Raw genomic sequence first — 22344 nt, forward strand, 5'->3', positions numbered from 1 at the left:
CCGAGTGTCGCAAGAACACCGATTCACCCGATTCCAAAAACAAGACAAACGATGCTAAAGTGACTATTGAGGCGATTGCTTCCTAATAGTCACCGATTACGGGTGACCTTCTCAAACACCATCTCCCCGGGCGCGGCCCTTCAAGATCGCGGAGATGGCAAAACTCGAGTGAATACCGTTTGACCTGCATGGATGCACTTTTCGGTAAATGCAATGATCTGATCACCAGCCTTTCGTGATCTCAAGCACAAACGCGGCACCCACTAGAAATAGCATGACAACAGCAGCGACTATAATCTTCGCCTTCCTTAGAGCTCGGTTGACGTACCGCTTGTGCCGGAACGCACGGCGCACAGCGCGCTGAGCTCTCAGCCGGGCGATCTCTCTACGGTCCATGACTCAATCCTGCATCGATTTGCCACGATGTCCAGTCGAATCGACATGCGCGCCAGTCGGTGTCGAAGGAACTGGTACCGGCCTGAAGGTATCGACACGAACAGCGCTCCTGCTTGTGGAGCGCTGTTCGATGGATGTCGTTTACCCAATGTCAGTATGGCCCGTGAGGACGGACCCATGCCGTATAGGAGTACGAGACCTTTCGGCCCGTCCGCAGCCAGCCCGTGTCGATGACTCGCGTCATCACGGTCTTACCGCCGGCCGTCCAGCGATGAATGGACACTTTCTTGTGATAGCTGGTCACGATGGTTTCGGTACGTCTTCTGGTCTCGGTTATCTGTTTCGCGACAGGCTTGACCCCTGCTCCACAGCCGCCAAGCGGACCCGTGATCTTACCCTTGCATACCCAGACGGTGACTTGCCGACTTTCTTGATAATGATTTATCTGCGTATGTGTACGATAATAATCGTGAACTTCGAGATCAAAGTCTACTATTATACATGCGGCGCCAGCTTTAACTACCGCACATGTAACTCCCTGTCCGGCCTCGATTATAGCTTCCTCGGTCGTTCCCCTCTCGTGAGTGATGTCCGACCACTCGCCATGGCCACCCAGGTACTCGTCAGTCCCGGCCAGATCCAGCTTATTGATGGGATCGGCGCTGCAGTAATCGTACGCATTGGCGCTGCCGCCCATGACGGGGTCGACTTGCATGAAACGGCCGGTGGCAGGGTTGTATAGGCGTACGCCCATCTGAACCAATCCGCCGATAGAGTCGGAAGCCCGTTGCCTGCTGCCCAGCCAACCGTACCGCGTAGCATCGGCGGCGTTTGACGTGCGAGGCGCTCCGTATTCGGTGTATTCGGAGTAGTCCGCCACGCCATTAGTGTCTTCGGCGCGGCTTGTGGCCACGATGTCTCCATGCATGTTGGCCAGTTGCAGGGCGATGGTTCCGTCTTGCTTTTGAATTGCCGCCATACCGGCCAGGCCGACGATGTTACGTGTCCAGGACCCGTCGACCTCGGTGGTCCACGCGGGGCTGTCCTCGGCCCCGCTGTAGTGATGAACGACCGTCCCGGGGCGCGGGCCTCCGCTGCTCGTCATGCTTTTGACACGACCGAGCGGATCCCGAGTGAAGCTGGTGGACCGTGTCTCCTGTGTCAGCGAGGCGACGAGGTCGTTTGCGAAGTAGCCGATAGAGACGTCACCTGTACCGGTCGCGTGGGCGGCCGGAATGCGTGTGGTGCGTCCTAAATCGTCGTAGCTGTAGCCTGCATTGATGATGCGATCGGCTTGATCGTAGTCGTACCGTTGCACGCTTGGCGTGGTGGACGTGCTGCACTGGCCGTCGTCACCGCTTGGATAAGCGGACAGGCTGGTTCGGTTGGTGTTGGCATCGAATCCGTACACGCGGGTAGCACAAGTGCCCGCGTAACTGTCAGTAACCTTCACCAGGCGACCGACTTCGTCGTAGTCATAGTTCTGATCGCTGCCTCCCGGTCCCTGCCGGTTGGCGACACGACCGTGATTATCCGGTACGGCAGTGAAGCTCAGCCAAGATACGTTGTTTTTGGCGTAGGTCAGCGCAACCTGGGTTCCAGTGTTGTCATAGCGCGCTGTACCGGTCAGCCCGCCTGGATAGACCTGACGAGTGAGGCGCCCATCCGGATCGTACGCGCCAGTGAAGGTGCCCCCTCCTCCGCTGTCCACCCGGGTCATGAGGCCGCGACGCTCTGCCCCGCCGCCGGCATCCACACCGTTATACGTAAAGGTGATCAGCCCTTTCCCATCATGGGTGGTGGCGATCTGTCCGTCCACGTTGAAGGTGACGGTGGAGACGTTTCCGGTGGCATCGGTCGTGGATACGGCTCGGCCAAAACTATCGTATTCTACGCTCACTGTATCGCCTCCAGCGCTGGAGGTCTTTGTGGGCAGTCCGGTAGCTGGGTCGAAGCTGTAGGTTGTCTCCGGGACCGCCGCCCCACCCTCACCTGCCGGAGTGGCTTGCGCCTGCGACTTGGTCACCCGTCCGGCCGCATCATGAGTGAAGGTGAGGATTCGTGTCATCTGATTGGCGACTTCTGTGCGAATCGCTGTGTCGCCATAGTAGGTATACGCGCTTTCTCGGGCTGGAAGCGGATTCCCAGACGGTTGAGCCGCAGGACCCACCCGGCAGGGCCAACCTGACCACTCTGGTTTATTGCCGCAGGCGGCGGTCGTCGGATGCGCTCCCGCAGTGAAGTACTGGAACACCGTCGTGCCGGCGTCACTGCCGTTGGACCCCGGTGTTCGGCGCTCAATCTCGCGTCCGGCCGCATCATAGCGGACGCGATTTACGATAGCGTCCTGGCCCTGTACGGGGGTCGTCGTGCTGGTTGCCTTGCGCAAGGTCCAGCCTGAGGCGTCTCCTGATTGGATGGGGTCGTAATCCATTGTGATCGTCTGCGTATCGACTCCAGCGGGAACAGCCGTGCCGTCGATCACGATCGGGTCGATCTTTGTGGTGGTGGCGAGGTGGTAGTCCATCGATGATGACGGCTTGCCCTCGTCGTACGTATTAGTTGTCCGCTGGCGCGCCGATACTAACTCGCCGCCTTTCAGCCGCACCATTCTTACGGGGCCTTCGGTAGACAGCAGGTCTTTGTCCGCAGTGTAAGTGGAAGTGCTGGCAAGCAGGTTCGCGCGTTCCGCGCTATCACCGCGGGTGGCGACATACAGGTCCGTGTCTTCTGTAGGGTTCAGCGCCTGCGCCCGGTTGCCGGGAGTCAGATCCCAGACGACGTTACCTTTGTCATCATATCTAGTCGCACTGACCTGCCATGCCCCTGCACCGTATTTGGCGGTGTTGACGGCTCGACCGTTCACATCACTGTATACAAGCGACGCATACTCCCAATCTGCCGCTGTCGAGTTGTAGGCACCGTCGGTGCCGCGCGGAGGAAGATGCGAGGCTGGGAAGAGAGACGTTCCAGTGACGGGCAGGCCGACGACCTGTCCCCACTTCGCCGTCTGCGCGGCCGTGAGATCGATGGGCGCACCTGATCCGCCGATGGGAATGTCATAAGCCACCGCCCAGGTGGGATCGATCTCTCCACCCTCTCGCTGCACATGCGCTAGACGGCCTGCGTTGTCGTACTCGATACGCCATGGTGCCAGCCCGGCCGGCGTCATCTGAGAGATCCGACCCTCGCCGGTGTAGTAGTAAATCGTAGCGAGGTTCGTACGAGGATCAGTAACCTGGCGCAGGTGCCCCGAGGAGTCATAAGAATATGTTGCGAGGCCAACGGTCTTCATGGCGCTGGTCTCCGGATCAAACGCGGTCAGCGACACGCTTTTTATTTGATCTTTGAAGTCACCCCAGCCAGAGGACACCCCTGTTGCGGTCGTCGCGGCGGCGTACGACAGCTCAAGCGTGCGGCAGCCCGGCGTGAGTGTCGCACCACATTGGACGCCGGCAGCCGTAGGTGTCAGGATTCGGGTAATTCTGGCCTTGGCATCACGGAAATAAGTCACTGCGGATTCAGCCGCCGGCCCTTCAGTACGGGCAACCACCCATCGTTCGTTGACCTTCACATAGGTGGTCTTCGCGCCCGCGCGATCCGTGACCGTCAGTTCCTCATTCGTGACAGAGATGGACGTGCCATCGGCCGCTTCGCCGAGCCCGGTGTAAACGGTGCCGTTATTGGTGTACGTGTACGTGGACCCGTCCGGCCCGATGAGCTGGATCCAGCCCTTCTGACTGGCATCCGACGGAACGTAGGAGGACACCCATGAGGGAGCTGCGGGGAAGCCAGCCTGCCAACCTGGGCCGAAGATTCTGGATTCGTCCGGCACCGACGACTCAAATTCGGGACTGAGTGATCGGTGTGTACGGACTACCTGAACGCCGAAACCGGAGGCGTCAGTGCTTTTCAGATGAAAGTCCCCGTTAAGGTGCGCCACGCTGCCAGGGCCGATGTTGCTGATGGCATGGCTGTCGCTGATCGCGGATCGACTGAGCGAAACTCCGATCGGGCCAGAGCATTCCTCCGTCGTTCCACCACCCGAGAAGCAGGCGCGAAGGCGAACGACGCCCTCGGTCTCTTGGCTTCCTTTCAGAGTCTTGGCGAGATCCCATAACAGGGCACTGAAGTTCTGCGATGTATCGGTGCGGGCCTGAGGCCAGGAACCGATCGGCGTCGCGCTCCCCGGCGCGAAGACATCCTGGGGTGGTACATCGCTCCATGTCGCCCACGGCATGGTGCTCGTCGTGTACTCGTAAGTGACCCCGTTACGGGTCGAAGGAGCTGCCGAGTCGAGAGTTATCGTACGGTGGGTCTGGGTCTGCTTTTGCGCTGTCACGAGACCACCAGGACCGATGCCCAGCCTGTATGCCACAACGTCCGACAAATTATGCGCCTTGTCGCGCGTTCGCACATACAGTGTGTGCCAGCCGTCGGTGAGGCCCTGCTTGATTGTCCTGGTCTCACCCAAAGAGTCTTCCCAGATACCCGCCTCCTCGATCTTGGTGGGGACAGGGTTATCGAACTCCCACAAGTACTCCGTGACGTCCCTCGAGGGCGATGAGAAGGAACAACTGGTTTCACCTCGTGGGCCCCATGCGCCCTCACCAGAGGTGCCAGCGCACCATACGTCTGGCACCTCAGGCCTTGTCGCGTCGATGCTTACCGGTTGCCATTGGGACCAGGCCGATTCGAGGTCTCCGTCCACCGCGCGACTGCGCCAGCGAATCCGCCACCCGTCCTGGAGCGTTCCCTCAGGAAGGGTGATCTTCGCCACCTCTCCGGTGGGTACGTTGTTGGCGCTGCCTGACCAGATGAGGCCGCTTCCCTGACCGCTGGCAGCGGGATCGTGCTCAACCTCGAAGTCCGCCCGTAGCGTCGCCCCCGTCCCGCGGACGCCGCTGTGCAGAGTGGGCCGGGTGGTGGTGGTGTACAGGCGTCCGCTGATCTGCGGTTCTTGTCCCGCAGTCCATCGCAGTTGGCGAGTCGGGCTGGCCACCGGAACGGTCCTTAAATGCTCGACCCAAGGGGTGGCGCCGTACGTTACGACGAGCTTCGGCTGATCAGCCTGAGTCTGAAAGAAATCCCAAATGAAGGTTGGTCGGCTTATGTCCTCGATGACAGCTCGCAGCCTGAGGCCGTGCGCCTCGGCTCCTGTGGCCCATGCCTTGGCGATATCCGTGATGGCGACGCTCCACGGCACATCAGCGGCCGGAGCCGATGCAGGAGTACAGATGGACGGCGGAGTCGAGGTGACCGCACCATCGCTGGTCACCGCGGGCTGGTTATTCCAAAAGACCCAGTCAGGATCCCATGTGGTAGTGACGCGCTCAACCATCAACTGCTGTCCTGTTGGGCAGTTCCACAGGTCACCAGCAAGATCCAGACGGGCGTTCACGATCTGTTGCCCCACCAGGGAGGTGGTGTCGAAGTTGAGCAGCGATCGGTAGAACACCTTGGCGGACCAGTCGTCGGAACAGATCGAGGCCGCCATACTGACTTCGACTGTGGGGCTCATTGTCACCTTGCCGTTGGGGCAGGGTGAGTGGATTGAACGGCCGTTTTCAAGCGGCAACGTGATGGCTGGATCGACTGTGACAGGGTAGGTTGTTGCTGGATCCATTAGGAATTTTGGATCGGGCAAGAGCAGCAACTCCTGGCTGCCGTTTCCCGTTTTGCTAATTTGAACGTCGATATCGCCGACCCTGGCAGACTTCGCGAGAGAGGAGTCCTTTGGTCGAACTGGTGTCTTGGCGGCGTCGAACATGAAAGGCCGGGGCGCTGCTGCGACTACCTTCCCCTTGTCGGCCGATATATGAAGGATTCCCTCCTTGGTCTCGGATAAGGAGAGGCCTTTATTCTGAATGGGAAACCTAAACTGGACGGGTCCGGTTGGTCGTTGTCGGAGAACCACGTCATGCTGCACGCCAGCAGGCAGCGCCGTAACGACAATGTCGGCGCCCGGTCCGGCCGCATCGGTGAATACGGCCTTATTTCCCTGTATCGTAGGAACGGGGAGCGCCGCTGGCGCGTTGAGAGTAAATTCCTTTCCGTACTCCGGAACAAGCTTTACTAGCGGCTTCTTATCGCCCCCGCCGGAAATCTCTAAGCCGCCGAATGCTGCCCGCGGCTTCAGCGCGCCTTCAGTGGCCACCAGCGTGGTGTCGATAGGCGTCCACTTATCGCTCTGCTTGATTCTAGACGGGCCATTGGAGGCTTCCAAAGTAATAGTGCCGTCAGGGTTGACGTAGGTAATCGTGCTCTCGGTCGTCTCGTCCGTAACGACAACGCGGCTTCCCTGTAAGCGAGCACTCAAAGCTGCAGAAACGCGATCAGGCCGTTCAGCAACGGGTTGCGGTTTGGTGTGGGAGCTAAGCGTCAGGGTTTGAGGGGGTGGCGTGGCAGCTTCAGCTACATGTCCGGTCCCTAAGAGTAGTGCTGCTGTGGATCCTACGATAACCGCTGAGCGTAACTTGCCCTGCCAATACGTGGCCATGATAGAGCCAGCTTTACAAGGGATATGCACTCGAACTCCTCCGTCAAGATCGAGTAAGGCCAACGCGATACTAGATGACCAGCGCAATGGGCGACAGAGGCTCTTTTGTCACGAGCTGATTACAGCGGGCAACGGCCCGGTTGGTCTCGATGGCTCGACCTCAACCTCATAACTCAAGCCAAGTGTGGGCCCGGGGGATCGCCGAACTGTGTGGCGGACACCGGCTGCGCGACGTCTATGCTGCCTCAGCTTTGCGACTCCTTCTCTCGGGGAATCGCGACGCTGAAGATCAATAACAGTGTGAGGAGCGCGATGGGTCGGAGGCTCCGATGCTCCCACATGCCATACGTGCGGTTGTGGTGTCGTCATAGCCGGAGGCTGGCGATCTTTGGTCTCGCGTTTTCTGGACGTTTGTGTCAAGTTTCACGACGCCCGAGGGAGTCGAGCTTGGGCGGCGTAGTCGTCGACGTGCCGGGTGATGGTCTTGAGTGCGGCTCGGAGTTCGGGCGGCGTGTATGCGGCTTGATCGACGGTGGTCAGCGGGAAGAGTAGCTGGTTGTAGATCTTGCCCGTAGCAGATGGCGATGCGCACGCCCTCTTCGGTCAGGACGTAGCGGTTGGATTGGGGTAGCCGGCGGATCAGTCCTTTGAGCCGTAGGCGGCGCAGGTCGTAGATCATCTGGCCCGTGCTGTAGCTGGTGGTGCCGAGCAGTCCGGTCATCAAGACGCGAAGGCTCTTGTTGGTGAAGCCGGTGGGGGCAAGCAGCGTGTGGCATAGGGCGCTGGCCAGGGCCATGAATCGTGGATCGCCGAAGCATAGCGCCGGGGTCCTGCGCCCCACCTCATCGGTGGGGTGCGCGATCCCCCTCAAAGGCTGGACTCGGAAGGACGCACGCCGCCGAGTGGGTGCACCCGAGCTGTGACGTCACGGTCTTGTTCATCAGCCCCGACGGCGGACTCGCCGCCCGTTATGCGGGTCGTGGGGCTCGTCTCTTCGATCCTGACCGGTCCGGGGCCTTGGCGGATCCGGTCAGGCGACGCGTTGCCAGGTGTCCCCGGAGTCGGCGATGACCTTCAGTTCTCCGCCCAGGGCATGGATGTACAGGCTGAGGGTGGCCAGTTCGGCGATGGACCCGTTTTCGATCGCGGAGACGCGCTGCTGGGACACCCCCATCGCCTGGGCCACCTCGGCTTGGGTTAGCCCGACCTTCTCGCGCATGTCGGCCAGGAACCCTCCACGGACCTGGGCCAACCGGCGCTCCCGCGCCTCCTGCGACGCCTGGCGGTCGTCGGGGTGGACGAGCTCGGTGATGAACTCCTCACGCGTATAGGCGTGAAACTCGGTGCTCATGGCAACTCCTTGAGATACGCCTCATACCGTGTGCCGTGGCCGCAGTCATACTTTCGTCTATTCGAATCCCCGTCACACCGCCGAAGTACAGCGCGGAGTGCTTGGACTGCTCAGGCCGCGTTGGTGCGGTGTCCGGTGAAGCTCACCTGGGTGTCGTCGTTTTCGAGGGAGATGTTAAGGGTGGCGTCAAGGGCCTCGGCCAGCTTGGCGAGAAGCGGCAGTGTGGGGACGGTGTCAGAGCCTTCCATTCGGGAGACCTTCGCCTGAGTGAGGCCCGCGCGGCCGGCCAATTCAGTCTGAGTGAGCCCGAGTTCGGTGCGCCGATCGTACACCGCCTTCGCCAGGGCCATGGACAGCCGGATCTTGCGACGAGCCTCGGCCACGTCCTCCGACTCGGTGAAACCCGCGGCGAGCTTGCGTTCGCGCAAGGTCTTCCAGCGGCTGTGGCTCATTGCTCCACCTCTCCTTCCTCAAGGGTACGGATGAACTCCTCGTGTGCTGGACCGTGTTCGGCCTCGCAGACCTTCTGAGCGAGCTTGGCGCACGTGACTTCGGCGTCCTCCCGCATTCTCGTCTTGCGGAGGACGGTTAGCAGGACCGCGAAGGGGTTCGGCGTGAGCCAGTACGTTATGCGTATGGCAGCACCGTCGAGGGTGGGCCGCAGCTCTCGAACTCCGTCGCCCCAGGTAGCGGGCATAGGGCTCGCTGAGCGCGGCAGTGTGTTCCGCGAGCAGCCCGACATACTCGTCGATCTTGAGGAAATGCCTGGCCGGCAACGCCTCCAACCAATCCAAGAAGGGCTGATGACGAATTTTCCCAAGTGGAGCGACGTCCGCGCCGATATCGTGGCCACCTCCGGCGGGGAGGAGGCTGTGGATGAGGCGCGGCGGCGCAATCAGGCCTACATCGATGGTTACCGGCTGGCCGAACGGCGCAAGAGCCTGGGCCTGTCACAGACTGAGGTCGCTGACCTGATGGGAGTGACCAAGAGCCGGGTCTCCCAGATCGAACGCGGTGAGGTGTCCACCGTGGAGGCCATCACCCGCTACGTGCAGGCCCTGGGCGGGCATGTACGGCGCCGCGTTGCGCGGGCTTGAGGCGGTGTTCGGCGCCGCCTGGTATGACACGATCCCTGCGGTGCCGGACGACGACATTCCGGTGGACATCAAGGTCCACGCGGTTTCCGCTGACCCGGCCGAAGGGGAGCCGTCGCATGTGCATGCCGACTTCCGGTACGTCTTCATGGCCAATGACTGCGGCAAGCCTGGCGAGCAATTCTCGACACTATCCGTGCTTGCTATGTAACAATCAGCGACATGCCGTCCCCTCGACATGATGCCCTCATCAATCTGTTCGCCGACCGCCCTCAACTGGCGGTGGAGATCCTGCGTGACTTCATGGGGGTGGACCTGCCCGACACTTTGCTGCGGGTGGAGAAGGCCAGTTTCAATACCCGTCCTTCCGACGACATCGAGCCCGATCTCGTCATCGCCCTGGGACCCCCGCAAAGTCCTCAGTCCATGCCATCATCGTGGAGATCCAGCAGGACAAGACCAAGGATCCCCGCCAGCTCGCCCGCTACGCCGCCGCCCTGTGGCTGATGCTGGGCTGCGACGTCTCGGTCCTGGTCATCTGCCCCGACCGCAAGGTCGCCGCCCACTACGCACAGCCGATCGAGTCCGGGCTGACCGGCTACCGCCTGCGGCCCTGGGTGCTGGGGCCGGATGAGATCCCGGCCATCGTCGACCCCCAAGAGGCCGCCGCCCACATAGATCTCGCGGCCATGTCGGTCATGGTCCACGGCCGCGACCGCAAGGTCGTCGAGGCGTTCACCGCTGCCCTGGCCGACGTGAACGATGAACACTCTCCGGATTACTATGAATACGCATACAGCATGTCCGTGCCCGAGATCCGCCGCCTCATGGAGGAGATCATGAAGTCCGCGTCCACCCGCTGGCCGGTCTACAGTCCCTTCGCCCGAGAACACTTCGGCCGCGGCAAGGTGGAAGGCATGGTGGAAGGCAAGGCGGAAGAGGCTGCCAGGTCGGTGCTGCTAGTGCTGGCTGCCCGCGGCCTTGAGGTTCCGGACGACGCACGTGCCCGGATCAACGCCTGCGCCGACCTTGCCCAACTCGAAACCTGGGTCACGCGCGCGGCCACCGCTCAGACCATCCAGGACCTGTTCAACGAAGCTGGCGGATAGCGCAGTTAGTGCCGGCTACGTCAGCATGTGTGAGCGGCAGTGGTGGACGTGGCGGAACGCGGCTCGCCGTAGCTCCGAAAACTGTGTTTCCCACCTGTGTCTGGCTTCGGCTGGCAAGAAGAGGCATGGCCAGACCCGAATCAGCGTTTCGTGGTTTAGGTAGGCTCGCAAGTCATTAAATTGGGTGGCTTCGCGGATCACGCGTTCGTACATCAAGCCCACGTGGCCGTTGTTTGACAGGTCGTAGAGACGCTGTTCTGACCAGTCCAACCGGGTGGGTAGCTCCACGACGCCCGTGGCCGGGCCTGTCAGCTCGCACAGATCGGTGGGCACGAGGTACGCGCGATGGCCGGCGTAGCGGGCGCTGGAGTCCATGCCTCCAATGTGCCCGTTCGCGACGAAGCCTGCATCGCGACCCGGCAATGGCCCTGTGCGAGCGTCGGGAGTTCAAGACCTTTCTCGCCGTCGTGCTGGGCCGACTTCGTCGGGGGCCTATTCGATGGTCGAAGGCAATGACCGGGCGCTTCACAGGCTCACGTCGGGGTGCGGGAGGGGCGGGAGCCCCTCGCTTTGGGCGGAGCCCTGATGAGAACAACCCTCGCGACAGGACCGCTCGGGGCGGGCTCCAGCAGGCCAACCCAATAACTGGGCAACGGGCGGGTGACTGGCGAGCGGAGCGAGCGAAGGTTTGAAGGGGGCGTGAGCCTCCTGGGAGGCGCTGTCTGGAGCTCCATAGGCGCGAAGCGCCCCCGAAGCGGAAGGCCGTGCTTTTCCGGCTCCGGAAAAGGCTATGGCGAGGGCCTCGTTGGTGCTGAGGCCCTCGCCGTTTCCCTGGAAGGGGTTACTTGTACAGCTCGCCGTTCGGGCCGACGATCTTGCCGGACCACACGTTCTTGGCCGAGTTGTACACCGCGGCCGTCTCACCGTCGAAGTAAGGCGACGTGATGTAGTCGATGCGGTCGTTGCCGTCCTGGTCCGCGAAGGTGCTGGTCACGCCGTTCACGTAGCCCAGGCGCTTCGCGTTGCTGTAGTTCGAGAGCCAGGGGCCGCCGTCGTAGCCGGGGGTCACGGCGCACTTGAGGCCGATGTGCTCCTCGATCTTCAGCCAGGGCGCGCCGACCGCCTTGGCGGAGGTCTTGCCGTAGCAGTGCTTCGGCGTGACGCCGCTGTAGACCTTGTTGCCGTCCGGGTGCGGGGCCGCCGGGTAGCCGAAGGCGCGGACGGCCTTGCCGGTGGGCTGGTTCCAGGCGACGCCCTGGCCGCCGACGACGTCGCCGAGGCGGCCGACGTCCTTCGAGACCAGGATGTAGTAGCGGCCGCCCCACGCGCGCTTCGGGCCGGTCCAGCTCTGGAAGGCCTTGCGGTCCACGGCCTTGATGCCCTCGAGCTGGACGCCGTTGTAGACGGTCACGAACGCGTAGTCGCGGTCGTAGTCCTCGTACGTGTCGAAGTCGTAGTGGGTGAAGGCCTGCTTGCCCACGTAGATCCCAAACGGGGTCTTGGCCTCGTAGTAGCCGGGGACGAAGATCCAGTTGTCCAGGAGCGCGCTGTTGCTGTCCGTGTCGTACACGCAGTGGGCGGCCGTGGCGACCAGGTTGCGGTAGTTCGACTGGATCGAGGTGGCCGAGCACCAGCGGTACTTGCCCGAGCCGTCGACGAAGAAGACCTTGCCGATGGTCTTGGGGAGGTTCACGTTCTGGGCCGAGCCGGTCGGCTTCGACGAGCCGGTCGGCGCCGTGGTGCCGGGGCTGCCGTCGGGGGTGTAGCCGCCCTTGGAGACGACCTTGCGGACCTCTTTCGCGTCCCAGGTGTACTGGGTCGCCTGGCGGAGCGCGGCCCTGTTCGCGCCGAACCAGAAGGAGGCGACGGAGACCGCCTCGGACGTGTTGTTGGCCATGGGGTCGTGCGAGACGTCCCCGTCAGCCTGCGCAGTACCGGTCAGACCCACGGCGAGCAGGCCGGTAGCCAGAACGGCCCCACCGGCGGGAAGAAGGATTCGCTTCAAGGTAACTCCAGGTTGCGCTGACCGGAGGCGCCTCGTGCACCCCCATAACTCAGCAAACGGACAGCCCGGAATTTACAGGTTTGACCATGTGGGTGGGAATTTCAGGTAGATCATTGCAACGCTCCCAAGAGGCGTCGTGACCTTGCCGAGACAAAGGATTGGCTGATCACGAGCAGTGACTGATCGGTTGCTGTGATTTACGTCACTTTTCCGGGCGTGGTCTGCGCGGCGGCGCGTCGGTAGATCTCTCCGGTGGTGGTGTCGAAGTACGGGGACGACACCGCGTCGTACCAGTCCTTGGCATCTCTGTTCCACGTCAGGCTGTTGACGCCGTTCAGGCTGCCGAGCCCGCGGTCCGGGTTGTAGCCGATCAGCCAGGGGCCGCCGCTCGCGCCGGGGCTGAAGTCGCACGACAGCAGCTGTACGCCCTTCTGCAGGTCGAGGCTGACGGCGGAGGTCCAGCGGGTGGGGCCCTGCCTGCACGTCTTCAGGCTCTTGCCGTCGAACGGGTGGCTGCCGTCGGGCTGCGCGCCGGCGGGGTAGCCCCACGCGGCCACCGAGTACGTGCCCGGCTTCTTGTTGAGCTCGATGCCCTGGCCGCCCACGTTGTCCTGGAGCCGGCCCACGTCCTGCATGACGTAGCCGCCGTTCTTGGGCACCCACTTGAAGCCGCGGTGCACGGTCACGAACGCGTAGTCGAAGTCGTAGTCGCCCTTGCCGGACCAGTCCTCGTGCATGCTGACCGAGGCGCCCACGTAGATGCCGTCGGGCGTCTCGCCGTTCTCGCCGGGATTGGGGACGAAGATCCAGTAGTCGGCCGCCTTGGCCTGGCGCGGGTCGTACGCGCAGTGCGCGGCCGTCGCGACGACACTGCGGTTCTTGGCCGCGATGGCGCTGGCCGAGCACCAGTACTCCTTGTCCCCGAACCGGAAGAAGACCTTGCCCATGGTCGTCGCGGCTGTGCGCTTGCGCGGCAGCACCGGCGCCACCGGCTGCGCGGCGGTCGTCCGCGTGACCGGGGACGGGACCTCCACGGCGGGGGAGGAGGGGGCGGGGGACGATGACGGCGCGGGCGTGGCTGCGGCGCCCGGCGTGGCCGGGTCGGCGTTCTTGAGCCGGGCGGGCTGCCAGTAGTCGGCGACCCGCTTCACGTCCACCGGGGTCTTGGCCAGCGTGACGGCGAACACCCTGCTGTCGGGCGCGGCGTTCGCTACCCCCGTGAAGGCGGGCAGCATCAGCAGCGCGCTGCTGAGCGCAGCCGCCACCAAGTGCCTGGCCCGGGGGATCATGAATATGCCTTTCTTAGGGTTGTAAGGGTGGATTTTTCCAGATGTATAGGTGGTATTGCAGCCAGGATAGAGATTCGTTACCTGATCAAGGGTGCATGGTGCGCTATAAGAGCACCGTCAGACAAGCGCTAAATGATCATGGGTCACGCTGTTTCCGCAGGTCAGAGCGGGTGCGGGTATGTGTTGAATTGCGGCGATTCCGCGCCGCTCCAGTGGCGAACGCCTCATTGACGCGTTAGGGGAAGGCCCCGGTTCCCGCGGAACCGGGGCCCAGGGTGCCGACCTGATCAGCGGAAGTTGCCGGTCCAGCGGTTGGCGGCTGCCTTGTAGACCTTGTAGGTGTCGGTGTTGAAGTACGGCGACGAGATGTGGTCGTAGCGGTCGTTGCCGTCGGTGTCCCACGCGACGCTGTTGACGCCGACCAGGTAGCCGGTGCGCGACGCGCTCTTGTAGTTGTAGAGGAACGGTCCGCCGCTCGCGCCGGCGGTGAAGGAGCACTTGAAGCCGATGTGCTCCTGCAGGTTGTACTTGCGGGCCTCGGGCATGGGCTTGGTCTTGCCGTAGCAGAACTTCATCGTGCGGCCGGTGTACGGCTTGTCGCCGTCGGGGTGCTCGCCCGCCGGGTACCCGAACGAGAACACGTTCAGCTTCGTGCTCCTGTTCCAGGTGAAGCCCTGTCCGCCGACGTTGTCACCGAGCCGGCCGACGTTCTTGACGGTCCACTGCCAGCGGCCGTTGACCTTCTCCCAGTTGACCTTGATGCCGTTGTAGACGTTGACGAACGCGTAGTCGAAGTCGTAGTCCTCCTTCACCACGAAGTCGTCGTGCGCGTTGAACGTCTTGGCGGCGTAAATGCCGTAGGGCGCCTTGCCCTCCCAGGCATTGTTGCCGTCCCAGTACGACGGAATGAAGATCCAGTTGTCGTAGAAGGTGTTCTTGCTGGTGTCGTAAACGCAGTGGGCGGAGGTCGCCACGAGGTTGCGGTACTTGCCCTGTACCGAACTGGCGGAGCAGTAACGCCAGTTCTTCGGGTTGCGCGGGTCGGCCTTGGGCAGCGTGAAGAACACGCGGCCGACCGTGTTCGGCAGGTTGACGTGCTTGCTCTTCTTGGCCTTCGTCTTCTCCTCGCCCATCGGCGGGACGGATCCGGCAGGGCCGTCGGGGGTGTCGTTGGTGCCCTTGACGCCCTTGGAGGTGAGGTCGAGGCCGTCGTCGTGGTCGGTGGCCAGCTTGACGCGGTCGGGCGTCCAGAACTGGACCGCCTGCTCGGCAGGGGTGGCGGCGTTCTGGGAGACGACCTCGGAGGGTGCGGCCGCGCTCGCCGCGGTGCCGCCGACCATGCCGACGGCCAGCCCGACGGCCAGCAGGCCGGCGAGCGGGATCGCGATGTGCCTTGCTCGGGAAAACATGGGGCTCCTCTCAGCTTTCGGCGGCCCAGAGCGGGGTACTGCGCCCCGGTGGGCCAGGAAAACGATCGGAACGTTAATGAATGGCGCGGGCGGGTGGCCATGAAACGACGTGAAAAAGCATGGCCCGGTTCCATTCCGTTATAGAGATAGCGAAATCGCATGTATTACTGATTGGCATCTCCGCAGGTGGCGGCAGCGGTTGTTTGTCTGTGGTAACAGTGGTAACTCGCATTATCAAATGCCACTCCACGGCGACCCGAATCTTGTTCTGGTTAGATGGTTTCATGGATCCTCGCACGCCCTGTCTCATCGGCATCGCGCAACTCACTATTCGCGAGCAGCCCGGCCCAGAACCGCTCGATCTGTGGGAGGAGACGGCCCGCGCGGCCGCCGCTGACGCCCGGCTCCCCGTCGAGCGGCTCGACTCGGTCCAGATCGTCTACAGCGATTCCTGGCAGTACGACTCCCCGGTCGGCCGCCTCGCCGAGCGCCTCGGCGCCACGCCGCGCCACCGCGCGTACTCCAGGGTTGGCGGTACGGCTCCGCAGTCGCTCATCGGCGAGGCCGCGGCCAGGATCGCGGCGGGCGACATCGACTCCGCGCTGGTCGCGGGGGCCGAGGCGCTCGCGACGCGCAGGGCGTACAGGAACGCGGGCGAGCATGTGCCGTGGAGCCATCCCGCCGTGCCCAAGCCCCCATATGGGTGGGAACGCCCGCCGCACCCGTCCGCGCTGGCCCACGGGCTGTTCCTGCCGGTGCACACCTACGCGATCATGGAGACGGCCCGGCGGGCGGCGTTCGGCCTCACGGTCGAGGAGGAGATGCGCGACAGGGGCCGGATGATGGCGCCGATGACCGAGGTGGCCGCCGCGAACCCGTACGCCTGGCGCAGGACCGTCCGCACTGCCGGCGAGCTCGCGCGCGGCGACCGGTTCGTCGGCTGGCCCTACACCAGGAACACGGTGGCGGTGCTGGAGGTGGACCAGGCGGCGGCCGTCGTCCTGGCCAGCACCCGGCTGGCCGACCGGCTCGGGGTGCCCGCGGAGCGGCGCGTGTACCTGCGCGGATGGGCGTACGGGGAGGACACCTGGGAGGTGGGCGCGCGGCCCGCGCTCGGCGCCTCGGAGGCGATCGGCAAGGTCGCCGAGGCCGCCTTCCTCCGGGCCGGGCTCGGACTGGACGACATGGACGCATTGGACGTCTACAGCTGCTTCGCGGTCGCGCTGCGGCAGGCGTGCGACGCGATCGGGCTCGACCCGCTGGATCCGCGCGGGCTCACGGTCACCGGCGGGCTGCCGTACGCGGGTGGGCCGGCCAGCGACTACGTGCTGCACTCGACGGCGACCATGGCGGGGCTGCTGCGGGCGCGGCCCGGGCACGGGCTGGTGAGCGGGGTGGGGATGCATCTGACGAAGCACACGTACGCGGTGTGGTCCAGCGAGCCGGGTGGGCGGCTGGGGAGCGCGGCTCCGGTGTCCGTGGCCGAGGAGGTGCCTCTCGTGGACTCCTTTGACGGGGAGGGAGTGGTGGCCGGGTACACGGTCGCGCACGGGCGGGACGGGGTCGCCGAGCGGGGTGTTCTGGTGGTCGATGTGCCTGGTGGGCGGGCTTATGCCGTGGTGGAGGCGGCCGGGCTGCTGGCGGATGCCGAGTCGCGGGAGCTGGTGGGGCAGCGGGTGCGGCTTGCGAGCGGCGGGAAGGTCAATGTAGCCGCTTGGTGACCTAAAGTAGATGCCAAATCTGTGATCGCGTGACTACTATCCGGTGTTGACATTTTTATGTCACCGGCGGACGCTGGAGTCATGCGGAGGACAACGGTGCGCATCGACGAGACGCTCCTCAACGAGGCGAAGGCGTACGCGGCACGTAACGGACGCAGTCTCAACTCAGTGATGGAGGACGCCTTGAGGCAACTGCTCAACCGGTCCACGGAGGTCGCTGAGCGGCCCCGTGTGGAGCTGATCACTTCTGGAAGCCGGCTCAAGCCGGGAATCGAGCTCACGCCGGAGTTCATCTACGACCTCATCGAGCAGAACGACATCGAGCGCTACCTGAAGGTGCAGGCCGATGCTGCTCAGTGACATCAACGTCCTCATCAATGCCTTCCGCAGGGAGGCCCCCGATCACGCTGCCTGCCACAAGCTGGTCGACGAGCTCGTCAACGGCGACTCCGCCTACGCGGTCACCGATTACGTGATCAACGGGGTCATCCGAGTCCTGAGCGTCGACGCGCTCTATGACCCCCCTCCAACCATGGACGAGATCCTCGACTACGTCGGCCAGATACGCAACCAGCCACACGCCGTGATCGTCAATCCTGGCGAGCGGCACTGGGAGATCTTCACGAGACTCTGCCGTCAGACGAACGCCAGAAGAAAGCTCATCCCAGACGCCTACCTCGCCGCACTCGCCATCGAGCACGGTTGCGAATTCGTGTCCTGCGACAAGGACTTCGCGAGGTTCCAGGGCTTGCGCTGGAGGTCGCCGCTCAACTGAACTGAGGTGAAAGGGCGCGAGCCCTCACTACTCGGCGAGGAACGTCGTGGCTGACCGGTTCGACGTCATCGAGCAAGGCGGGCGTGGCCGCCGCCGCTGGATCGGGCTGGTCGTGCTGCTTGGGCTCTTACTGGTCCCGATCGTCAGCCTGTTCGCCAGCCGGGATCCCGGGCCGCAGCCGTCGGCGACCCCGGCACCCGAGCCCAGCAGATCGCTCACCGGGATCGGCGGTGCCCCCAACATCCTCAACGCCCCGGCCAGGGCCAAGGGCGGTGACGAGGTCATCGACGTGGTGTTCCCGCACGGGGTGCGGGCCGAGGTGCGCTATCCGGCCGAGCTGGGCCTCGGCGAGATGGAGTCGCGGCCGTCCCAGGGCGCCTGGATCGACGGGCAGCACCGGCAGTTCACCGCCCCGTACAGCGGTGAGTCCGAGGTGACCAGGGGCGGCGAGCCGATCAGGAACTACACGCCCAACGTCACCCTCTGGCCCCGTCGGGTGGCCAGCGAATACTACGGGCAGGTGCTGCTGTTCGCGTTCGGGCGGTGGCGGCTGGCGATGTACGACCGGGGGCGGGGGCTGACGTTCGACCAGCGGATGGCGCTCGCGAAAGGGTTGAAGGGGAAGGTGACGAAGGACGGCTACCTCGTGCTGTCGGCCAAGGAGCCCGTGCGGCTCGCCAAGCCGGGGGAGAGCGTGCAGGGGGAGCCGGTGGGGCCGCAGCTCTGGTTCGGCGATGGCATGGGGGACATGGTCGCGCTCGTGCCCACCCCGGAGTGCAAGAAACGCGCACTGGTGCCGGCGGTGATCAGAGGGCGAGGGCGGACAGCCGACCGGGTGTGCCGGGGTGACGTGCTGGTCGCCGTCACGGGGTCGCAGCCGTTCAGGACGAAGGCGATCGAGGGAATCCGCGTCACCCTGAAGTAAGGCGGTCCGAGGCAGGGCGAGCGCGCTGAAGTAGGGTGCGGCCATGTTCGCCGTAACCGCCACACAGACCGACCCCGACAACCCACTCGCCGGGCTGACGCTCGGCGAGCATCCGGAGCCGAAGGTCCCGGACGGATGGACGACCGTCTCCGTGCGGGCGGCCGCGCTCAACCACCACGACCTCTGGACGCTCAAAGGCGTCGGCATCAAGCAGGACCGGCTGCCGATCGTGCTCGGCTGCGACGCGGCGGGAGTGGACGAGGACGGCAACGAGGTCATCGTGCACTCCGTGATCGGCACCGGCGCGGACGAGACGCTCGATCCCAGGCGCACGCTGCTGTCCGAGCTGCACGACGGCACGTTCGCCGAGCGCGTGGCCGTGCCGCGCCGAAACCTCGTGCCGAAGCCGCCCGCGCTCAGCTTCGAGCACGCCGCCTGCCTGCCCACGGCCTGGCTGACCGCGTACCGGATGCTGTTCGACAAGGCCGGGCTCGAGCCCGGCTCCACCGTGCTGGTGCAGGGAGCGGGCGGTGGCGTCGCCACCGCGCTGATCGCGCTCGGCCGGGCCGGCGGCTACCGGGTCTGGGCGACCAGCCGTTCCGAGGAGAAGCGCGAACGTGCCCGGGAGCTCGGCGCGGACCAGGTGTTCGAGTCGGGCGCGCGGCTGCCGGAACGGGTCGACGCGGTCATGGAGACCGTCGGGCAGGCCACCTGGGACCACTCGCTCAAGTCGCTCAAACCCGGCGGGCGGATCGTCGTCTCCGGCGCCACCAGCGGCGCGGTCCCGCCCGCCGACCTGAACCGGGTCTTCTTCCTGCAGCTGTCCGTCATCGGCTCCACGATGGGCACGCGGGACCAGCTGCAGCGGCTGGCGGTCTTCCTGGAGCAGACCGGCGTGCGGCCTGCCGTCGATCGGGTGCTGTCGCTGGTGGACGCGCGTGACGGGTTCGCCGCCATGGCGGCAGGGGAGATCTTCGGAAAGATCGTTTTTGCCGTATGAATAAGTGATGGGTTACTTCGGCGGCTCCCGGGTGATACAAGCATGAGGGGAGTTGTCTCACCCGGGAGGCCGTCACTATGGAGGTCGAGCCCTTCGGCCCAGGTTCGATGCACTGGGACACCGCCGGCGAATACCGCAACCTGCTGGTCGCCGGCAGCGCGCTGGTCATCCAGACGATGCACCCGGCCGTCGGCGCGGCCGTCGCCGAGCACTCCACGTACAAGGAAGACCCGTGGGGGCGGCTCACCCGCACGCTCGTCTCCATCCAGAAATGGGTGTACGGCGGGGCGGACGGCCCGGCCGAGGGCCAGCGGCTCAGAGAGCTGCACAAGCCGATCAGCGGGGTGGACGAGCGCGGCAGGCCGTATCACGCGCTGAACGGCGAGGCATGGGCGTGGGTCCACCTGTCGCTGTTCGAGCGGTTCATCACGCTCCGGCGCTATTTCGGCACCCCGTTCACCGTCGAGCAGCAGCGGCGCTTCTATGCCGAGTCGCGGCAGCTCGGCGCGATCCTGCGGGTGCCGGAGCGCGAGATGCCCAGCGACCTGGAGGGGTTCTGGCGGTACTTCGACGAGATGGTGGCCCACCGGCTGGAGGCCCATCCGAGCGCGCTCGACGTGCTGTCCGTCCTGCGTGGCACGCCGGCGCCGCCCGGGCTGCCGAGGCCGCTGCGCCGGCTCTGGACGCCGGTTGGGGCCGGATCGGGGGAGTTCAACCACTTCGTGACTGTGGGCACCCTGCCGCCCGCCGTGCGGCGGAAACTGGGGCTGCGCTGGACGGCACGGGAGGAGCGGCGGCTACGGCATCTCGGGCACGCCGTGGCCGTGCTGACGCCGCGCCTGCCCGAACGCCTGCGGTACATGCCCATCGCCTACCACGCCCGCAAGGCCGAACGGAGCTCGCGCCGCCTGGAGCGGCAGCTCCGCTCGGCATGAGGCCGGGTGCGGGTCAGCGTTCGAGGATGTCGCGGACGCGGCGGCTCGCGTCGTCGAGCGTCGTACGCAGCTCCGCCAGCTTCTCCGGCGTCAGGCGGGCCTCAGAGGCCTCCTGGCGGGCCTGGGCGATGAAGTCGGCCAGCAGCTCGCCGAGCTCCGCGTCGAGGTCGGCATGGCTCTTGGAGGCCCCGCCGAGCGTGGACCAGACCTCGGACCAGATCCTGCGCCACTCCCTGGTGAGCCGCTCTCCCTCGTCCTGCCAGTGGTTGGCGTGCTCCATCCACTGCCGCTTCTGCTGCTCCCTGAGCCGCTTGAAGTCCGCCTGCTGCTGCTCCTTGAGCCGCTTGGTGTCCTCCGTGGCCCCCGTGCGAACGTCCTTGGCCATCCGGGTCAGCTCGTCACGCAACGACCTGACCGTGTCGCGGACGTCCTCCTTGACCTCGCGGGCGATGTCGCGTACCGAGGCGGAGATCTCCTGCTCGAGGTCGTCGAGCTCGTCGAGCCGGGCGTTCAGCTCCTCGCGGCCCTTGTCGGTGATCGAGAACACCTTCTTGCCCTCGACCACCTCGTGCGTCACCAGGCCCTCCTCCTCCAGGCGGGCCAGACGCGGGTAGATCGTGCCGGGAGAGGGCGAGTAGACGCCGAGGAAGCGGTCCTGGAGCAGCCTGATGACCTCGTAGCCATGACGGGGGCTCTCTTCCAGCAACTTGAGCAGGTACAGCCGGAGCCGGCCGTGACCGAAGACAGGGCTCATTCCTTCTCCCCCTTGAGCAGCGCGACCTCGCCGGAGATCGTGGTCGCCGACAGCGACGCCATGCCGCCGCCCAGCCGGCCCGACATCGACTTGGTGCCGGGGCCGTTCGTGTTGGACAGTTCGCCGAACGTGCTGACCAGCCTGCCTGAGGTGGACCTCACGCTCACGTCCGCCTCCACGTTCTCCGGCAGCCTGACCAGGATGTCACCGGAGACGCTGTTGAGCGTCACATAGCCGGTCGGCCGTAGGGCCAGGTCGGCCGTGATCCGGCCGGACACGGTGTTCGCCCTCAGCCTGCGCGGGGTGCCGTCGGCCACGGTCAGGTCGCCCGAGACGCTCTTGAACGCCAGGTCGCCGTCCATGGCCCGGCTCTCCACGGGGCCCGAGACGGTCGTGGCGTGCACGTCGCCGCTGACGCCGTCGAGCACGATCTCCCCGGACACGCCCCTGACCTGCGTCATGTTCTCGAACCCGGCCACCACGGCAGGAGCGGAGACCACCCCGGCGTTGACCGTGCAGTCCTTGGGTACGGCGATCGTCAGGACCGTCCGGCGCCGGTCGCGCCGCAACCAGCCGAGCAGGCCGTCCCAGGTGAGGTCCTTGTAGGCGACCGAGAGCTCCCCGGTGTCCTCGTCGTACGTCACCAGCAGCGGGGAGGCCGACTCGATCTCCGCCACCTCCACGGTGGGCGGGCCGTCGCTGGCGAGCACGTCCAGCCGGCCGGCGACGATGCGGACGTCGAGCGACTTCACTGAGCCGAACGTCAGCTGTTCCGGTGCCTCGATCGTCCACTGTTGCATTGATCCCCCGCCCTTCTGGCGACCGTATCTACACCTGACACGATATGTCGCGTTCGGCGGAATCTCAAGATGTATCGCGTTTGGCCGAGATCAGTCGTCGTCCTCGTCGTCGTCCAGCCGCGCCAGCCACGTGGCCAGCCGCTCGATCGGGGTCTCGAACTCGGGGTTGAGGTCGACGAACTCGCGCAACCGCTCACCGAGCCACAGCAGGCTGACCTCCTCCTCGCCCCGCCGCTCGACGAGCTCCTCGATCCCCCGATCCGTGAAGTACATCTCTCTCCA

The 22344-nt window shown here is 64.8% G+C and carries 19 protein-coding genes; 9 read left to right on the forward strand and 10 right to left on the reverse strand.

From position 1 onward, the window contains the following. Window positions 1-547 precede the first annotated feature (547 nt). The 3 genes from ABN273_RS21180 to ABN273_RS21190 all read right to left on the reverse strand — a co-directional run bounded on the left by ABN273_RS21180 (window position 548) and on the right by ABN273_RS21190 (window position 8698). A complete protein-coding gene (locus tag ABN273_RS21180; protein ID WP_349450667.1) occupies window positions 548-6715 on the reverse strand; it encodes a DNRLRE domain-containing protein in 6168 nt (2055 codons plus the stop codon). 1210 nt (window positions 6716-7925) lie between these two features. Continuing rightward, on the reverse strand, window positions 7926-8246 hold the full coding sequence (locus ABN273_RS21185; RefSeq protein ID WP_349450668.1) for a helix-turn-helix domain-containing protein: 321 nt from the start codon (window positions 8244-8246) through the stop codon (window positions 7926-7928). Between the two features lie 110 nt (window positions 8247-8356). Beyond that, window positions 8357-8698: a helix-turn-helix domain-containing protein gene (locus tag ABN273_RS21190; protein WP_349450669.1), complete on the reverse strand. Its 342-nt coding sequence runs from the start codon at window positions 8696-8698 to the stop codon at window positions 8357-8359. 351 nt (window positions 8699-9049) lie between these two features. On the opposite strand from ABN273_RS21190, the gene ABN273_RS21195 reads away from it, so the two are divergent. From ABN273_RS21195 to ABN273_RS21205, 3 genes are all read left to right on the forward strand, one after another. Beyond that, window positions 9050-9343: a helix-turn-helix domain-containing protein gene (locus ABN273_RS21195; protein WP_349450670.1), complete on the forward strand. Its 294-nt coding sequence runs from the start codon at window positions 9050-9052 to the stop codon at window positions 9341-9343. Beyond that, window positions 9315-9551 carry an NUDIX hydrolase gene (locus ABN273_RS21200; RefSeq protein WP_349450671.1) on the forward strand — a complete coding sequence of 79 codons (237 nt, stop codon included), beginning with the start codon at window positions 9315-9317 and terminating at the stop codon, window positions 9549-9551. Before ABN273_RS21195 ends, ABN273_RS21200 begins: the two co-directional genes overlap by 29 nt. Window positions 9552-9777: 226 nt before the next feature. Next, a complete protein-coding gene (locus ABN273_RS21205; RefSeq protein ID WP_349450672.1) occupies window positions 9778-10449 on the forward strand; it encodes an RpnC/YadD family protein in 672 nt (223 codons plus the stop codon). A 15-nt stretch (window positions 10450-10464) separates the two neighbouring features. Here ABN273_RS21205 and ABN273_RS21210 read toward each other — a convergent pair whose 3' ends face one another. From ABN273_RS21210 to ABN273_RS21225, 4 genes are all read right to left on the reverse strand, one after another. Then, entirely contained in the window at window positions 10465-10824 is a 360-nt protein-coding gene (locus tag ABN273_RS21210; RefSeq protein WP_349450673.1) for a hypothetical protein, read from the reverse strand. A gap of 466 nt (window positions 10825-11290) precedes the next feature. Then, the gene (locus ABN273_RS21215; RefSeq protein WP_349450674.1) at window positions 11291-12454 is read right to left on the reverse strand and encodes a trypsin-like serine peptidase; all 1164 of its coding nucleotides are present in this window, start codon (window positions 12452-12454) and stop codon (window positions 11291-11293) included. A 197-nt stretch (window positions 12455-12651) separates the two neighbouring features. Next, window positions 12652-13743, reverse strand: coding sequence for a trypsin-like serine peptidase (locus ABN273_RS21220; protein ID WP_349450675.1), 1092 nt, complete (start codon window positions 13741-13743; stop codon window positions 12652-12654). A 287-nt stretch (window positions 13744-14030) separates the two neighbouring features. Next, window positions 14031-15152, reverse strand: a complete 1122-nt coding sequence (locus ABN273_RS21225) for a trypsin-like serine peptidase (protein WP_349450676.1) — start codon at window positions 15150-15152, stop codon at window positions 14031-14033. Window positions 15153-15436: 284 nt separating this feature from the next. Here ABN273_RS21225 and ABN273_RS21230 point away from each other — a divergent pair, with 284 nt between their 5' ends. The 6 genes from ABN273_RS21230 to ABN273_RS21255 all read left to right on the forward strand — a co-directional run bounded on the left by ABN273_RS21230 (window position 15437) and on the right by ABN273_RS21255 (window position 20508). Continuing rightward, window positions 15437-16873 carry an acetyl-CoA synthetase gene (locus ABN273_RS21230; RefSeq protein ID WP_349450677.1) on the forward strand — a complete coding sequence of 479 codons (1437 nt, stop codon included), beginning with the start codon at window positions 15437-15439 and terminating at the stop codon, window positions 16871-16873. A 96-nt stretch (window positions 16874-16969) separates the two neighbouring features. After that, complete coding sequence (locus tag ABN273_RS21235; RefSeq protein WP_349450678.1) at window positions 16970-17233, forward strand: hypothetical protein; 264 nt, start codon at window positions 16970-16972, stop codon at window positions 17231-17233. Further along, window positions 17220-17648, forward strand: coding sequence for a type II toxin-antitoxin system VapC family toxin (locus tag ABN273_RS21240; RefSeq protein ID WP_349450679.1), 429 nt, complete (start codon window positions 17220-17222; stop codon window positions 17646-17648). Before ABN273_RS21235 ends, ABN273_RS21240 begins: the two co-directional genes overlap by 14 nt. A 46-nt stretch (window positions 17649-17694) precedes the next feature. Then, a complete protein-coding gene (locus ABN273_RS21245; protein WP_349450680.1) occupies window positions 17695-18573 on the forward strand; it encodes a hypothetical protein in 879 nt (292 codons plus the stop codon). A 43-nt stretch (window positions 18574-18616) separates the two neighbouring features. Beyond that, window positions 18617-19573, forward strand: coding sequence for a zinc-binding dehydrogenase (locus ABN273_RS21250; RefSeq protein WP_349450681.1), 957 nt, complete (start codon window positions 18617-18619; stop codon window positions 19571-19573). Window positions 19574-19650: 77 nt separating this feature from the next. Beyond that, a complete protein-coding gene (locus ABN273_RS21255; RefSeq protein WP_349450682.1) occupies window positions 19651-20508 on the forward strand; it encodes an oxygenase MpaB family protein in 858 nt (285 codons plus the stop codon). A gap of 13 nt (window positions 20509-20521) precedes the next feature. On the opposite strand, the gene ABN273_RS21260 is transcribed toward ABN273_RS21255, so the two are convergent. The 3 genes from ABN273_RS21260 to ABN273_RS21270 all read right to left on the reverse strand — a co-directional run bounded on the left by ABN273_RS21260 (window position 20522) and on the right by ABN273_RS21270 (window position 22335). Further along, on the reverse strand, window positions 20522-21262 hold the full coding sequence (locus ABN273_RS21260) for a PadR family transcriptional regulator (protein WP_349450683.1): 741 nt from the start codon (window positions 21260-21262) through the stop codon (window positions 20522-20524). Then, a complete protein-coding gene (locus tag ABN273_RS21265) occupies window positions 21259-22062 on the reverse strand; it encodes a DUF4097 family beta strand repeat-containing protein (protein ID WP_349450684.1) in 804 nt (267 codons plus the stop codon). The genes ABN273_RS21260 and ABN273_RS21265 overlap by 4 nt, the downstream gene beginning before the upstream one ends. A gap of 90 nt (window positions 22063-22152) precedes the next feature. Next, on the reverse strand, window positions 22153-22335 hold the full coding sequence (locus tag ABN273_RS21270) for a DUF6104 family protein (protein WP_349450685.1): 183 nt from the start codon (window positions 22333-22335) through the stop codon (window positions 22153-22155). Window positions 22336-22344: the final 9 nt, after the last annotated feature.

The sequence above is a fragment of the Nonomuraea sp. B19D2 genome (genome assembly GCF_040137845.1).
Classification (GTDB): Bacteria; Actinomycetota; Actinomycetes; order Streptosporangiales; family Streptosporangiaceae; genus Nonomuraea.